Source organism: Petrotoga sibirica DSM 13575, assembly GCF_002924625.1.
GTDB classification, from domain to species: domain Bacteria; phylum Thermotogota; class Thermotogae; order Petrotogales; family Petrotogaceae; genus Petrotoga; species Petrotoga sibirica.
This window is the reverse complement of record NZ_JAHC01000005.1, coordinates 1-15,401: the sequence shown is the minus strand read 5'-3', so window position 1 is coordinate 15,401 and position 15,401 is coordinate 1. Positions and strand designations below refer to the sequence as shown.

Below are 15,401 nucleotides of genomic sequence, written 5' to 3'. Positions count from 1 at the left end.
CATAAGGTTATGATTCAAAGCGATCAATTTCTGAGATTTTACTATCTTCAATTTTGTATTTTTTAACATCATTTAAGGCTTCTTCTTCTAATTCACTTAAACGCGGTAAAGAATTTTCAATTGATTTTATGTGATTTATATCTGATTTAGTGGCAGGTTTAGAAGGAATAAATACGCTACAGGAATCTTCGTATGGTAAAATAGATGTTTCATACAATCCAAATTTTTTGGATAATTTAATGGTTTCGTTTTTTGTATAACCTATAAGTGGTCTTAAAACAACTTTTTGGCTGGAGTCAGAAATTGTTAGTAGATTTTCCATAGTTTGTGAGGCTACTTGTCCTAAACTTTCGCCGCTAACCAAAACTTTTGTGTTTGTAATATCAGAAATTTTATTGGTAATCCTCATCATAGATCTTCGTTGTAGAATAACCGAATATTTATTTTCTTTTATATCTTTGAAATAGAGTTGGATCTTAGTTAAAGGTACCACATATAAATAAAAAGGGAAAGAAGTATATTCAGACACTATAGAACCGATTTTCAAAATTTTACTTAAAGATTTAGGTCCGGTAAATGGCGGACTATAAAAGTTCACAGCATTTAGTAACATTCCTCGCCGCGTCATTAAAAGAGCGGCTACTGGACTATCAATCCCTCCTGACAACAAAACCGTACCTCTTGAAGATGTACCAACGGGTAAACCACTGGGTCCTTCTAAACGACTGCTGAATATAAATACGCCTTCTGTTCTAATATCTATTTCTATATTAAGCTCCGCGTTATTTAAGTCAACTTTAAGTTGAGGAAAATAGTTCAACGTAAATTCACCTATCATCCCGGCGAATTCTTGACTGTTATAAGGGAAAGATTTATTGGCTCTAATGACACTTATTTTAAAAGTTTTATAATTGTTGTTTTCAAGAGCATTTTTTGCCACCTCATATACCTTGTTTTTAATTGAATCGATATCTAATTCGGTTTTTTCAGCAATCGAAAATGAATGTATCCCAAAAATCTTTTTTAGAATATCAGTATCTTTTTCTGTTATCTCCCTATTGCCTTGAGGAATTAAATATATCCTGTTGTTGAAAATCTTGACAATGGCGTGCCCTGAAATTTTGTTTTGAATGTTGTTTTTAAGTTGATTCATAAAAAACATTTTATTTTTATTTTTTAGACCGATTTCGTCTACTCTAATAACTACAACTTGCATTTTATTTCACCTTTATAATTTATATAAAATTTTTTGTACACATAAATTATAACATAATAGAGATTTTAGACCTATATTTTTTCGAATAGAACAAGTAAAAATAAGTCTTGAGTGCATAAAAGATTACAAAGGTTAGTCTTTTTATCTTCTCTTTTGACAAATTGAAAGTAGAAAAGAATAGAAAACTTTCAAGCAAAATATGTAATTAGAATGTCTTTTCTAAAAATATTAAGTTAAAAAAATACGATTTTGATTCTAATTAATAATTTTGCTATCTATTAACTATAAATACAGAATTATATCTGATTATAAATCGTACGATAAGAAATAGGATAAATTTGGTCATATTTGAATTATTTTTCACATTAGTTTATAATTTAATTGACTGACCAGTCAGTAAAAAAGAGGTGATCCAGATGAATGTGGGAGTAAAGGTTCTGGATAAACAAGAACGGAAAAAATACATAGCAGAAAAAACGCTAGAATTAATAAATGAAAAAGGTTTGACAAATATAACGATGGAAGAGGTTGCCTCTTCTTGTAATTTATCTAAAGGTTCTATATATAACTATTTCAAAAATAAAAATGCACTAATTGTTTCTGCTTTTAGTGTTCTTTTGGAAAAAGTCCAAAAAATTTTTGAAGAAAAGGAATCTAAGCCCACTCAGGATTGTGTGGAAGCTAGTGCTGAACTTTATGCAAATCTTTATTCAGAAATTTTAAATACTTTTCCTTCAAAAGAACTGATGCGATTGTTTGAAATTTTGATGAATTCGACACATGATCAAAGTATGATGCAAATTTTAACTCTAACATTTAAAGCAAATTACGGAAAGATCCTTAGCAGATTTGAAAAGTTATTCAATTCGAAAACGAAAGCATTTATGTTACAAGCGATGTTTGATGGTTTAGTTATATACAGAGCCGTAGGAATAGAATTTTCTAATGATGAAATAAAGAATAATTTTAAAAAAATGATTTTAAGTTTTACAGAAGATAACAAAAATTAGGAGGTGCCTGGTATGGCAGTTATGGACTCAATGAAAAATATGTTACTTAAACAAAGTTCTAAATTAATAACCCGCGTCGTAAGAAACTCTGATGTAGATCAACTGGGGAAATTGTTATGGACTTTATCGAAATTCTCTAAGGAACCTGCGAAAAGTGGACTTAGAAAATTAGCTACGGGGGCGGAAAATCATGATCCAATGCTCGTGAACTGGGCTGATTTGTTCAAGAAATCTAATCCCAAAGTTGTTGAAAAAATAATAAACAATCTAATCATCAACGAATTTGCAGTTGGTGAAAAAACAAGACAGGAAAAGATGCATGAGTATGGAATCGTTCTTCCAAAATTAGCTGTGCTTTCTCCTACATATGCATGTAACCTCAGATGTGTGGGTTGTTATGCTGCTATGTATGGACACAAGTACATGCTTTCCAAAGAGGAAATTTTTGATGTAATTCGACAATTTAACGATTTGGGTATCTATTTCTTCATTATAACAGGTGGAGAGCCATTTGTATATCCTTATCTATTTGATGTATTAGAAGAGTTCAACGATTCTTATTTTTTGCTTTATACGAATGGGACCTTGATTAATGAAGAAAACGCTAAAAAGTTGGCAGAATTAGGTAATGCTACATTGGCTATCTCAGTGGAAGGGTATGAAGCCGATACCGATTGGAGAAGAGGTAAAGGTGTTTTTGAAAAAATTCAAAACGCTTGGAAGCTCTTGAGTGAGAATGGTGTTATATATGGAGCCTCCGTCACGGCAACGAGAAAGAATCACGACGCAATAATGAACGACGATTTTTGGGAGTACTTAAAAGAAAACAATGTGAGTTACTCGTGGGTTTTCCAATTTATGCCCGTAGGAGCGGATGCTTCAATGGATTTAGTGCCAACTCCAGAACAAAGGTATGAAAGGTTTTACAAATTGGAAGAGTTAAGGTTAAGTGGAAAGTTCGCGTTTGTTGCCGATTTTTGGAATCATGGTTTCTTAACCAACGGTTGTTTGGCAGCGGGATCTAAGTATTTACATATAAACGCCAAAGGTTATGCAGAACCATGTGTCTTTCAACAGTTTGCTGTAGATAATATAAGGGAAAAGAGAATTGTAGATATATTAAAATCGCCGTTTTTTGAGGGTTATAAGAGAACCATTCCTTATTCCAATAATTTGTTTAGACCATGCCCTATAATAGATAATCCCAAGGTATTCAGAGCAATGGTAAAAAAGTTCAACGCTATTCCACAGCATCCCGGTAGTGAACGGACCGTGAATGAATTAGCCCCTGAATTAGACCAACTTGCCGATGAATGGAAAAAATATGCCGATAAGCTTTGGTACGAAGAAGGTTACGCTGAGAAATATCCTTCAAAAAGAGGTGTATACAACTACAAAGTGAGGATGAGAAGATACTCAGAAAATGAAGAAAAACTAGCGTTGGATAAAAAAGCATAGTAAGGATTCTTTGATATTAGTATCATCTTTTAAAATAACGGGTATTTTGTACCCGTTATTTTAATTTTTCGGTTAATAATACTTAGGTTTGATATGATATAATATAATAAAAGTAATCATTTTAACAAGAAAATGGATGATTTAGAAAAAACAAAATCTTCAAAAATAATTTTTTACTTTTAAAAGGCTAACAGGGCAAAGTTCTCCCTAAAACGGTGAGTCAATATGTAAAGTTGCGCTAAATGGAGTTTTAAAAGTTCAATAGATTGTTAAAAAAAGATGTATTAGGAGGAAATCAATGGAGTACGATTTTTTATCTGTTACTTTAAACCCTTCACTGGATAGAGAGGTCATAATTGAAAATTTCGAAGTAGGGAATATGTATAGAGTTGAAAATTCTTCAAATTCAAGAATGGAGCCTGGAGGCAAAGGTATTAACGTTTCAATAATGCTATCTAATTTGCAAATAAAATCGATAGCCACAGGTTTTTTGGGCGGGTACATAGGTAACGTTATTCAGAGCAAACTTTCTGAGTTTGATAATATAACGATGAATTTCGTTTATACACAAGAAGAAAGTAGAGAAAACATTGAAATAATAGATCCCTTAAAAGAAGTAATAACATTGATAAACAGCAAAGGTCCTTTAATTAAAGATGAAGATTACGATCATTTTTTAAAGAGATATAAAAATTCTCTTTCACTAGTAGAACATGTTGTGGTATCGGGGAGTGTTCCGCCAGGCTTGAAAACCAGTGTTTATTCCGAACTGATGTTGGAAGCTAAGAAAAGAGGAAAAACTACTTACATGGAATCAATTGGGCCGTATTTTGAAGAAGCTATTTTAAATAATTGTCCTACCGTTGTGAGACCAGACTTCAGAAGAAGAACAGAAGTTTTTGGAAAAACTCTGGAAAGTATAGATGATTTCATTGATGCTTCGAAGAAAATTATAGAAAATGGTGCCAGATTAGTTGTTATGAGTTATCAGATTTTCGGTGATGTGATAACAACTAATGAAGGAGTTTGGCTCTTTAATCCAGAAGAAAGAATCGAGAAGTCACATCTTTTTGGAGCGGGGGATGCATTTATGTCTGGAATATTGTACTACATAATAAATTATAATTTCAATTATTTTGAAGCTGCGAAATTCGGTATGGCTAGTGCCATATCAAAAACGGATTATATTGAAAAGAAGATAGGAACTTTGGAAGATATAAAAAGAAGTTTAAATAGGTTTTCCATTGAAAGATTAGAATAACAAAGAGGTGTTTACCTTGAAAGCCATGGAAATAATGGAGAGAGATCTTACTTCTTTAATGGAAGATGAGAGTGTAGAACGTTTTATAACTATATGTAAACGGCATAATTTATCTGCACTTCCTATAGTTGCAAGTGATTTTAGGTTGGTTGGATATTTAAGCGAAAGCGGCATCATTGATGCCTCGCTTCCCGGGTATTTGAAACTTATGGAAACTACTTCTTTTATACCAGATAGCCATCAATTTTTTAATGGATTACGAAAAATATTGGATCGTCCGGTCTCTGATTTTATGATAAAAAAGCCATTTAAGGTTTACTTTGATGATACGGTTTTACATGTAGCTGATGTAATTATAAAAAATAAGTTAAAGGTTTTGCCAGTTGTTGATGATGCAGAAAGATTGGTGGGGGTTATTAGAAGAATAGGGCTCCTTAGCAAAACATTAACCGGTGAAATAGAATATGAAACGTAAAATTTCTTTTATTACTTTTGGATGTAAAATGAACCAAGCTGAAAGTCAGGCACTGGCTGAGAAATTATCTCCTTATTATGATGCTGTATTTGAAGAAAAAATGGGAGAAAGTGATATTTATATTTTAAATACTTGTGGTGTTACTTCAGAGGCAGAGAGGAAAGTAAGGCAAACTATTAGGAGATTAAAAAAATTAAATAAAAATTCCAAGATTATAGCAATCGGTTGTTATTCAGTTTCTGATCCCGAAGGATTAAAAAAATCAGGCGCAGATTTGGTTTTAGGTAATTTAGAAAAAAAGCAAATAGACGGATTATTGGATGAGGAAGGCATATATTCAGATAAATACTTTTGGTATCATAATGAAAAATATGACATATTAGTTCCTAATGAACCATACAGTAACCGAACAAGGGCCTTTTTACCAATAGAGGAGGGATGTATTAACTCCTGTTCATTCTGTAAAATAAGATTTTTGAGAGGATTAAAAATAGTCAGTTTACAAAAAAAAGTCGTTATTAAAAGTATAGAAAAATTCATAGAAAAAGGATATAAAGAAATAGTGTTAACCGGAACAAATTTAGGATACTACGGTTTGGACAATTCAGAAACATTAGAAGAACTGTTAAATCAAATTGGAAAGAGTTTTGCCGATAAAGAAGTTAGAATAAGGATAACATCCCTATATCCCGAAATAATAACTGATAATTTGTCTGCTATATTGAACACTTATCCCATATTTGAAAGGCACATACATCTTTCAATTCAACATTTTTCTGATAAAATTTTAGATTCAATGAATAGAAAGTATAATAGAAAAATGATTTATACAGCTATAGAAACCTTAAGAAAATACGATTCAAATTTTTCTATTACCTGTGATCTCATAGTCGGGTTTCCCGGTGAAAATGAGGAAGATTTACGTATCATGTTTGATTCAATTGAAGAACTGAAGCTTTTGAAAGTCCATAGTTTTAGGTATTCACCACGTGAAGGAACTTTTGCTGCTAAGATGAAAAATCAGATACCCGCAAATGAAAAAAAGGCTAGAATTTTACAACTGAATGAAATTGCTGATTTCTCAAGAAAAAGTTATCTGAAGGGTATGATAGGGGCTAAAGTAAATGTATTGGCAGAAAGCCATTTAAAAGATGGTTTTTTTGGATACGATGAATATTATATTCCGCATAATATTCATTCTAATGAGAAAAAAGTTGAAAAAGGGCATTTTTTACAGGCGGAAATATCTTCTTTGTCTGAAGAAAATAAAGGGGTGGTATCAAATGTTTTATAATGGTAAAGAATGGGTAGAATTTCCTTTGGTTAGTGGAGATGATGAAGGTTTCGTGAATGGTTATTCGATTTATGAGGTACTTAGAACTTATTCAGGTATTCCTTACAATTTAAAAAGGCATTATGACAGGTTACAACGTTCTGCCGATTTTATGGCACTTGAAATACCACCTCTGGAAAAGATAAAAATAATTTTAAATCAAGCAAAAAAGATTCATAATTATGAGGAATTCAGATTTAAAATATATGTAACTCCATTCACATCGAAATATAAGACATTTTATTGCTTTGTTGAAGAGTTAAAAGAGGATGTAGATCTGATTGAAGAAGGTGTGGTAGTGAATATAGCCAGAGAAAGAAAAACTTCTTCTCCTATTATTCCTTATTATGTAAAAACACCTTTAAATGGATCGATCAAATACGTGCATAAAAAATATGATTATTATTATGATTCAATCATTTTGAATGAGTTCGGTAATGTTACCGAAGGCACATATACTAATATTTTTTATGTTAGTGGAGGTGTTTTGTTGACACCCCATATTTCATCGGGAATATTACCGGGGATAACTAGAGAAGATGTCCTTGAATTGGCAAATGATTTATCTTTAGAAGTTGAAGAGAAATCGAATGTTCAAGTTTGGGAACTTTTATCTGCTGAGGAAGTGTTTCTCACCCACACTTCAAGGGGGATAGTACCTGTTAGAAGGATTTTTCCTGATTTTACTTTTACTGTACCTGGTGTAGTAACGGAAGCTATTCTTGACAATTGGAAAGATTTTATAACAGAAAAAATAGAAGATTGAGAGAAAAAGTTTATTATTAAGATGGTCTAAATGGAAGAAAAATTTGAAGGTATTTTAAAAGAACTTTCTAAAAAAAATTTGGTTTACAAAAAAATATATATAATAAAGAAATTAAGAGAAGAAATACCTAAATATATCCCCGAGAATCTTTCACAATATGTGACAGTTAAAAATTATCTCTTAAAAGAGAAGGTACTAGAAATAGCCTGCTCTAATAATTATGTTAAACAGGAAATACTTTTTAAGGAAAAAATGGTGCTGAACGCGTTAAATTCTATTCTAGAAAATGAAGCGATAAATAGAATTAGAATTGTTCCTTGAGAAATGCTTGTGGAGGTGTTTAAATGGTAGAAAAAACATATTCTGGAAACGATATAAAGGTCTTGAAAGGTTTAGAACCGGTGAGACTAAGGCCTGGAATGTACATTGGATCAACGGGTAAAACGGGATTAAACCATATGGTTTATGAAATAATTGATAATGCCATAGATGAGCACGTTAATGGCTTTTGTGATACCATCCGAGTTACTTTAAATGAGGATGATTCTATTGAAGTTGAGGATAATGGAAGAGGTATACCTGTAGATATACACCCAACTGAAAACAAAAATACATTGGAATTAGTTATGACTTCGCTTCATGCAGGTGGAAAGTTCGATAAAAAAGCTTATAAGGTTAGTGGGGGGCTACATGGAGTAGGAGCATCTGTGGTTAACGCTCTTTCGGAATATATGGAAGTAAAAGTCTTCAGAGACGGGAAAATATACTATCAAAAGTATTCAAGAGGTATTCCTCAAACTGATGTAATCGTTATAGGAGAAACAGACAAGACCGGAACTATTGTGAAATTTCTCCCTGATAAAGAAATATTCGATGAAGGAGATATAACTGTTGAATCACGTTTAATTGAAAATAGACTGAAGGAAATAGCCTTTTTAAATCCTAACTTGAAGGTTTTTTTTGAGGATAAGAAAAGAGATTACATCCAAGAATTTCATTTCCAAGGTGGTTTGAATGAATTTATAAATTACGTGTTGAAAAGGCGGAAAATGAATTCTGTTTCGAACCCCATATATCTTAATGGATCATATCAATATAATAAATTGGAATCAGAGATTCAAGTGGAAATAGTTTTCGATTATACTGATTCTGAAGAAAGCAATATCATTTCTTTTGTGAACAACATTAGAACTATTGATGGTGGAGAACATGAATCTGGATTCAAGCAAGCTCTAACTAGACTATCAAACGAATATGCAAGGAAGTACAACGTTTTAAAGGAAAAAGACGATAATTTTAGCGGAGAAGATGTAAGAGAAGGATTATTAGCCATAATACATGTAAAAATGCCCAACCCCGTTTTCGAAGGTCAAACAAAGGGAAGATTGGGGTCTAAACTCGCTAGAGAAGCAGTAAATCAAATAACTACAGAAAAATTATCCTTATATTTTGATGCAAATATTAAAGAAGCAAAAAACATTTTTGAAAGAATGTTTTTGGCCTACAAAAAAAGGCTAGCTGCTAAAAGAGCAAGAGACAGTATTAAAAGAAAAACGATATTCGAAAATACAACTTTACCAGGAAAATTGGCAGATTGTACATCGAAGGATTTAAATGAATCTGAGCTTTTTATAGTTGAAGGAGATTCTGCAGGGGGAAATGCAAAACAAGCTAGAGATAGAAGGTACCAGGCAATTTTACCCTTAAGAGGGAAAATTTTAAATGCAGAGAAAACAGATTTTCTGAAACTTTTAAAAAATGAACAAGTTTCGAATATTTTTACGGCATTGGGAACTGGTATAGGAGAAGAGTTTGATTTATCCAAATTGAGATATGGTAAAATCATTATCATGACCGATGCCGATGTTGATGGTGCCCATATTAGAACTTTAGTATTGACACTTTTTCATAAATACATGCGTTCTTTGATAGAAGAAGGATATGTGTACATCGCTCAACCGCCATTATATAGATTTGAGGTGGAAAAGCAACATTTTTATCTTTATTCCGACGAAGAACTTGAAGAATTAAAGAAAAAGTACGGCGATAAAAAGTGGAGGTTACAAAGATATAAGGGGTTAGGAGAAATGAATCCTGATCAATTGAGAGAGACCACGATGGATAGAGAAAGTCGAAAACTTGTGAAAATAAAGATTGAAGATTTAGAAATGGCAGAGGAGATGTTAGAAATACTCATGGGATACGATCCATCTGTTAGAAGAGAGTTTATTGAATCTAATGCTAATAAGGTGAAAGAGCTCGATATCTAGTGCAAGGGAAAAAATTAACTTTAACTTTTTTTTACCTTCTGCTTTTAACAATTTGTTTTTACAATCTCCATCCTTTTTTTGGAACTCAAGAAGAGCTGTTTGCTTATAAAGATAAAGTAGAAACTGGGAAAAGTATTTATTACATAGAAATAAATAACAGATATTTTTATTTCGATATTTATGATAATATAACTTTTGTGAGCGATTATCCACAACCAAAATTTATTAAAGTAATTTTTTCGAAAGACAAAATTAAAAAAGAGGAAGAGCTCAATTTTATCAAGGGTATTTATTACAATACTTCGATTAGAGAAATAAATTTTCAAAATAAAGAAATACTTTGTTATAATAACATAAGAATTGAATACCTTAAATTACCAGAAATTAATAATTTTTTAGCAACACTTAGTAATATAGAATTCTTAGGAGCTGGGAATTATTTTATCAGTAACCAAAGTTTTTTTAAAATCGATGATCGGGGGTTATAATATGGCTAAAGATTATTTGATTGGAATAGATATAGGTAGTTTTTTTCTAAAGGGAGTACTTTTTGAAACAGATGAAGCCGGGCATATAGTACCCATTTCATTAAGCAAACTTCCAGTTGATGGCATTATTAACGGTGAAATTCAAGATATGGAATCGTTGCGTAGATCAATTGAAACACTTATAGAAAATTTGAAACAGGAGTCTCAAAAAAAACTAAAAAATCCCGAAATTATCGTAGGATATTCTTCTAACGCTTTGAATATCACGGAAGAAAATTTTACCGTTGAGTTTAGTAAAAGAACAGAAATTAGAGAAAATGAACTAAGAAATATCAGAAAAAACGTTATCAAAAAATACACTGATGAAGGAAAAATAATTTTGGATTCTAACTTTGTAAAGTTTCATATTGACGAAAAAAGGGTGAAAAATCCAGTTTCTTTTTTTGCCGAAAAATCTCTAACTACAACGCTAAATGTGGTTTGGGTAGATGAGAATGCCTTTTCGCTGTTAATTAACGTTTTAAAAGACATTGTCTATACTTCTGAAATTCCTATATACGATTCAACTTTATCAAATAGTTATATTATTACCACTCCTAACGATAGAAATGTTGGAATTACCGTTATAGATTTTGGTTACAATTCTTGTAGGATAATCATCTTTAAGGACGGTATTCCAAAATTATTCTACACTTTCCCTTATGGAATGAAATATGTATTAAAAGATATTTCCAATATACTTAAGGTTTCTGAAAGAGAAGCTCATAGATTATTGGAAGAAGAAGGATCATGTTCGAGAGAAACCAAAGCAATGAAAAAGGTAAATTTTCAATTATTGACAGGTAGCGGTTATTCTTACGTTCCTGTAAGTCTTTTAAATAAAATAATTTTTGCTAGAGTAAGAGAAATCATAAGCAGATTAAATGGAGAACTTTCAAAAATTGGTTATGAAAGAACTTTCGAAGTAGGGGCTTTACAAGGAGGAATAGTATTGACTGGGGGAGGTTCAATGATAAGGAATATTGAAACCACTATTAAAGAATTGATGGGCGAAAATTTCAGAAAGAGTTCTATAGTATCTTTCGACTCGTTCAAGAATATTCCAGAAGAGTTAATAAAAGATCCGGAGTTTCAAACTGTTTTTGGTTTGATAGAAAGATACAGAATTGATTTGTTGGAAGAAAATCTTTATGAAAAAAGTAAAGAAACACCATCTGAATCTCCCATAAGAAATAAGTCTCCGAAAAAAACAACAACCGCCTTCAAAACTTTTTTTAAAAAGATAACGGGAGGTGAAGAAGATGCCCTTTGAAATGGAAGAAATCAACAAAAAAAATAAGTTGTTTAGTAGGAAAACGAGTTACAAGATAAAAGTTATAGGTGTCGGAGGAGCGGGCAATAATGCTATTCAAAGGATGATAAAAAAAGGTATTGATGATGTAGAACTGATTGCTGCAAACACGGATGTTCAGGTTTTAGAAAATAATGACGCACCTAGAAAAATTCAATTGGGAAAAGAGTTGACAAAAGGATTAGGTGCCGGCGGAGATCCAGAAATTGGTAAAAGATCGGCTTTAGAAAGTCAAGATGATTTAAAAGAAACTTTAAAAGAAACAGACCTTTTATTTATAACTGCAGGTTTAGGAGGAGGTACTGGGACCGGGGCTGTACCTATTATAGCTGATTTAGCCACACAAATGGGTATTTTGACTGTGGCCATAGTTACCTTACCTTTTCACTTTGAAGGATCGACAAAGGAAAGAATAGCTTTGAAGGGTTTTCAAGAAACTAAAAAGTATGTTGACAGTTTAATTAAAATATCAAACGATAAACTTATAGATAACGATGATGATATTCCCATAGATAAAGCCTTTGAGAAAGCTGATGAAATACTAATTCAAGCAATAACAGGTATTTCTGATTTGATAACCAAGCCAGGTATGATTAATTTAGATTTCGCAGACGTAGCTTCGGTATTACGCATAAAAGGGTCAGCTATGCTTGGTATTGGTCTTGCAAAAGGAGAAAAAAGAGCCGAAGAAGCTATAAAGAATGCCCTGAACAGTAAGATCTTGGAAGATCCTGTGAGGAATGCGACCGCTGCTTTGGTAAACATTGCCGGTAAAACCCCTACCACACAAGATGTAAAAATTATCAACGAAATTTTACGTTCATACGCCATTGATGACGCAAAGTTAAAAATGGGAATCACACTTATAGATTTGCCTCCAGAAGTTATTAAAGTTACAGTTATAGCATCTGGTTACGACAAATTACCTGGAGAAGAAAACTATCTAGATCTTTATGAGCAGCCAGCTTTATACAGACAATTTGGGAAAGGTATAGTTGCTGAAGAGATATCCAAATTGAACAAATATTTGCAAGATCATGTAGAAGAAATTCAAGGTGAAGAAGTCCAACAATAATAATGAAAAGAAAACCTTCTAATTTCTATCTGTTATACGATAAAAGCCTAAAACACTATGAAGTTGAAGAAAATATTTTAGATAAGTTTTTAAAAAAGTATGAGGATGAAAATATTACAGATTTTCATTTTGAACCTCACGATGAAAAGGTAGAAGTTAAGGCTAGATACTGTGGGGATCTAATACCTTTAGAGATAATGAGTATTTATGAATATGAAGTAACGTTAAACAAATTACTAATCAATTGTGGATATGATATAGTAAAAGATTTTGAAAATATCGACGGTTCTTTTAGTTTTCAAGAGATTAATTATAGGGCTTCCTTTGTTAGGTCTTCAGGAGGAATAAGTTGTGTTTTAAGAAAATTAAGAAACATAGATGATATTAAAGTTGTTTTGGAACCTTCGATTCTTTCTAACGTAGAAAAATTAATTGATCAAAAATCAAAAATGCTTGTTTTTTCAGGTCCTACAGGGTCTGGAAAAACTACAACAATGCAATATATAGTGAATAAGTTCAAAAGAAGAAGAAAAGTACATAGCATAGAAAATCCAGTAGAGTATATTAATCCTGGTATAATTCAAATAGTATCAAAAAGCGAGGAAGAGAAAGCAGATATTTTAAAATATATATTAAGGCAAGATCCTGATTTAATAGTTGTGGGTGAAATTAGGGAGAGAAATTTTGCAAAATTGTTATTTGAATCTTCGATAACGGGTCATTTGGTGTTTTCTACTTTACACGCTAAGAATGTTTTTTTAGTACTTCAAAGGTTGAAGATGTTTGGAATAGAAGTAAAAAATCTATCTGAAAGTTTAGATCTAATTCTTAATCAAAGATTAATACCTAAAAATTGTTCTTTCTGTCAAGGAAACGGGTGTCAGCACTGTTATAATACGGGGAAAAAAGGTTTTATAACTATTTTTGAAGGTTTAATAATTTCAAAAAATTTGAAAAAAGACATTTCACAAGGTAAAAGTATCAATTTTATAATTGATAAATACAAAGATTCTGACTGCTATATAGATCCATTAGCCACACTTGGTAAATTTTTTAATGAAGGGTTAATCAATGAAGATGAGTATTTAAATAATTTATCCTCATTCTAAATTAGACACTTTAGAAATAATAAGATTTTAAAAAATAAGATTTTGATTTTAAAAGGGTTACAGAGCAGAGACTTTTTGCAGCTTTGTGCAAAATAGTTCTTTATAATGCTTTAGAAACAATTTCCATATTTTCATTTGCGAAGCAAATGTGTTCGGGGATCTTAAGGGGTTTTACCCCTTAATGTTTGGGTGAAGGGGAGCTAAAGCAAACTGTATGTAACTTAGAATGATGGGGGTATTTTAAAAATTTTTAGATTCTTGAAGTATGGTTTAAAGCAGGTTTCAGAGTTTCAAAAGACACTCATTCTAAATAATAGTGAGATGAAATCATGCAATACTTTTCAAAAAGCCCGGAAGAATGGCGAAAGTACGATGAAGAAAGGAAAAAAGAAAAGGAAAGAAAAGAACAACCTAAAAAAAGAATAATCAGATGGACATTTTACATTGTTATTTTTTTGTCCATATTAACATTGGTATTTATTTTTATGGGACGTGGAAGTTCAAGATTTGATCTACCTTACAGTATGATTATAAAAGGTTTTCATATTAATTTAGAATCAAAAGAAGAATATTACTATCCAGATAACTTAGATATAAAAGTTACTATACAAAACACCAACAACAAAGATTCTCATATAACAATAAAAAATTTTTCATTTTTGATAGTAAACCAAGAAAGTTCGGAGGTTGTATACAGTTATGTATTCCCTCAACCCGTAGAAACTGATATTTCCCAATATCGAACAATTTTAGTTTTTGATCTCTTAAGAGAAAAGGAAATCTCAAATCTAGATAAAGGAACTTATGAAGCCAGAGTGGCCTTTATCTTAAATGATCAAAACGTAAATCTTGTAAAAACATTTAAATATGATAAAGGATTGATTATAGATGTTTTTGCTAAAGAGATGTTCTACCTAACTACAGAATTCCCTTCTTTTAACATATTAGCAGTAAACCGAACTAACGAACCATTTAATAAAGAATTTTTTGGAACGCTAATAATAAAGCAAAGAGAAAAGGTAATACACTCACAAAGATTTTCCTTTGGGACATTAAATTTAAATCCATTGTCTTCAATATCTTTGGATTTTGAAATTAACAAAAAGTTTGATCCAGGAAATTATTTTGTCTTATTTGACTTTAATTTCCTTGAGCAAACTTATGTAACCACTTTGAATATAGTCGATCAAATAGATCAAAATTATAATGATATTTCTCTTTTAGTTTATGTTGTTTCAGTTGCGTCAAGAGGAGATCAACTTGATTTTGAGGGCTTAATAAGGAATTCTAATAGAGAAGTTAGGGCATTTGAAATTTCACAAGTACTCTTTAAGTTATTCTACGAAGGACAGATAATTTATAACTATGAGAATAACAATTTATCTAGGGTATATATATCCGAATTGGGAACAGCAAAGGTATTTGATTTATCAAAAGTTAAAACTATTACTTTGGATAGATCAGGAAAGCATGAAATTCAATTCAGTGTGAATATAGGGAATAAGACATTTTCAAAGAAACACAGATTTGAGGTTTATTAAGTTCACCTAACTCCTTTATCCTGATGGGGGTGGGCTGCGGGGTGAAGG

The 15,401-nt window shown here is 31.5% G+C and carries 14 protein-coding genes; 13 read left to right on the top strand and 1 reads right to left on the bottom strand.

Features of this window, described 5'->3' with window-relative positions:
* Window positions 1-7 precede the first annotated feature (7 nt).
* Complete coding sequence (gene thiI / locus AA80_RS00970) at window positions 8-1,216, bottom strand: tRNA uracil 4-sulfurtransferase ThiI (protein ID WP_103876012.1); 1,209 nt, start codon at window positions 1,214-1,216, stop codon at window positions 8-10.
* Window positions 1,217-1,632: 416 nt separating this feature from the next.
* Between thiI and AA80_RS00965 the strand changes: the two genes are divergently transcribed.
* The 13 genes from AA80_RS00965 to AA80_RS00905 all read left to right on the top strand — a co-directional run bounded on the left by AA80_RS00965 (window position 1,633) and on the right by AA80_RS00905 (window position 15,353).
* Window positions 1,633-2,226, top strand: coding sequence for a TetR/AcrR family transcriptional regulator (locus AA80_RS00965; protein ID WP_103876011.1), 594 nt, complete (start codon window positions 1,633-1,635; stop codon window positions 2,224-2,226).
* Window positions 2,227-2,238: 12 nt separating this feature from the next.
* Window positions 2,239-3,684: a radical SAM/SPASM domain-containing protein gene (locus AA80_RS00960; protein ID WP_103876010.1), complete on the top strand. Its 1,446-nt coding sequence runs from the start codon at window positions 2,239-2,241 to the stop codon at window positions 3,682-3,684.
* A 298-nt stretch (window positions 3,685-3,982) separates the two neighbouring features.
* The gene (locus AA80_RS00955) at window positions 3,983-4,945 is read left to right on the top strand and encodes a 1-phosphofructokinase family hexose kinase (protein ID WP_103876009.1); all 963 of its coding nucleotides are present in this window, start codon (window positions 3,983-3,985) and stop codon (window positions 4,943-4,945) included.
* Window positions 4,946-4,970: 25 nt separating this feature from the next.
* The gene (locus AA80_RS00950; protein ID WP_233186776.1) at window positions 4,971-5,420 is read left to right on the top strand and encodes a CBS domain-containing protein; all 450 of its coding nucleotides are present in this window, start codon (window positions 4,971-4,973) and stop codon (window positions 5,418-5,420) included.
* Window positions 5,410-6,714 carry a tRNA (N(6)-L-threonylcarbamoyladenosine(37)-C(2))-methylthiotransferase MtaB gene (gene mtaB, locus AA80_RS00945; protein ID WP_103876007.1) on the top strand — a complete coding sequence of 435 codons (1,305 nt, stop codon included), beginning with the start codon at window positions 5,410-5,412 and terminating at the stop codon, window positions 6,712-6,714. The genes AA80_RS00950 and mtaB overlap by 11 nt, the downstream gene beginning before the upstream one ends.
* Window positions 6,704-7,519: an aminotransferase class IV gene (locus tag AA80_RS00940; RefSeq protein WP_103876006.1), complete on the top strand. Its 816-nt coding sequence runs from the start codon at window positions 6,704-6,706 to the stop codon at window positions 7,517-7,519. The genes mtaB and AA80_RS00940 overlap by 11 nt, the downstream gene beginning before the upstream one ends.
* A gap of 30 nt (window positions 7,520-7,549) precedes the next feature.
* A complete protein-coding gene (locus tag AA80_RS00935) occupies window positions 7,550-7,840 on the top strand; it encodes a DciA family protein (protein WP_103876005.1) in 291 nt (96 codons plus the stop codon).
* A 23-nt stretch (window positions 7,841-7,863) separates the two neighbouring features.
* Entirely contained in the window at window positions 7,864-9,789 is a 1,926-nt protein-coding gene (locus tag AA80_RS00930; protein WP_103876004.1) for a DNA gyrase/topoisomerase IV subunit B, read from the top strand.
* Window positions 9,789-10,277: a hypothetical protein gene (locus AA80_RS00925; RefSeq protein WP_103876003.1), complete on the top strand. Its 489-nt coding sequence runs from the start codon at window positions 9,789-9,791 to the stop codon at window positions 10,275-10,277. The genes AA80_RS00930 and AA80_RS00925 overlap by 1 nt, the downstream gene beginning before the upstream one ends.
* Window position 10,278: 1 nt before the next feature.
* Entirely contained in the window at window positions 10,279-11,589 is a 1,311-nt protein-coding gene (locus AA80_RS00920) for a cell division protein FtsA (protein WP_158248343.1), read from the top strand.
* Complete coding sequence (gene ftsZ / locus AA80_RS00915) at window positions 11,579-12,703, top strand: cell division protein FtsZ (RefSeq protein ID WP_103876001.1); 1,125 nt, start codon at window positions 11,579-11,581, stop codon at window positions 12,701-12,703. The genes AA80_RS00920 and ftsZ overlap by 11 nt, the downstream gene beginning before the upstream one ends.
* 2 nt (window positions 12,704-12,705) lie before the next feature.
* The gene (locus tag AA80_RS00910) at window positions 12,706-13,812 is read left to right on the top strand and encodes an ATPase, T2SS/T4P/T4SS family (RefSeq protein WP_103876000.1); all 1,107 of its coding nucleotides are present in this window, start codon (window positions 12,706-12,708) and stop codon (window positions 13,810-13,812) included.
* Window positions 13,813-14,141: 329 nt separating this feature from the next.
* Window positions 14,142-15,353 carry a hypothetical protein gene (locus AA80_RS00905; RefSeq protein ID WP_103875999.1) on the top strand — a complete coding sequence of 404 codons (1,212 nt, stop codon included), beginning with the start codon at window positions 14,142-14,144 and terminating at the stop codon, window positions 15,351-15,353.
* The last annotated feature ends 48 nt before the right edge of the window (window positions 15,354-15,401 follow it).